The sequence below is a fragment of the Shigella sp. SIG3 genome (assembly GCF_053555855.1).
In genome coordinates, this window is the sequence record NZ_JBQZXE010000297.1 from 1 (window position 1) to 628 (window position 628).

Sequence of the window (628 nt, forward strand, 5' to 3'; positions counted from 1 at the left end):
TGAGGCTGAAGCACAGTTCCGTCCTGAACTGGAAAAAATCGTCAGGGGTATTGAAACAGGTTTTCGTGGTACGGCCCTGTACGCCACAGAAAATATTGCCGGACGCATCAATGCCCGTCTGGAGGATGAAGGTTTCACTGTAAAAATCAGTTTTCCGGCAGTCAGCCAGTTACAGACCCGGCTCGCAGTAAAAACAAATCTGAGCGCGCTTATGGAGGAAAGAACGGAGACAGTAACCCGTCGCTGTCGACAGGATGGTGTCTGGGGTACGCTTTGTCGATGGGCAAACACCAGTGACTGGGGCTGGAAAGAGTACAGTGTGGATGTGAGCCGCAGCGTGATCAATATCAACAAGGTCAGAGAGGAAGTGATGTCACTGACCCGGGCATATTTCGGGGAGCTGCAGGCATCCATTGAGCAGGATATTAACCAGCCCGTCCGCCAGGAAATCGATGCCTTTTTCTGTACATTCAGGGAGAAAGTTGAACAGCTGCGTAACACGCTGATTCAGAGCTCTGAAGATCATAAACGCGATCAGCAGGCGCAGGAACGGCTGACCGGGCGTCTTCAGGCGTTAAATGAAAGGGTTCCTGAGCTCATTACTGACAGTAAGGCGTTAAGGGAAGAA

1 pseudogene is annotated in these 628 nt (G+C 51.3%); it reads left to right on the plus strand.

From position 1 onward, the window contains the following. Positions 1 to 628 (plus strand): annotated as a pseudogene (locus tag ACUU1I_RS21050) (dynamin family protein); the annotation flags it as partial.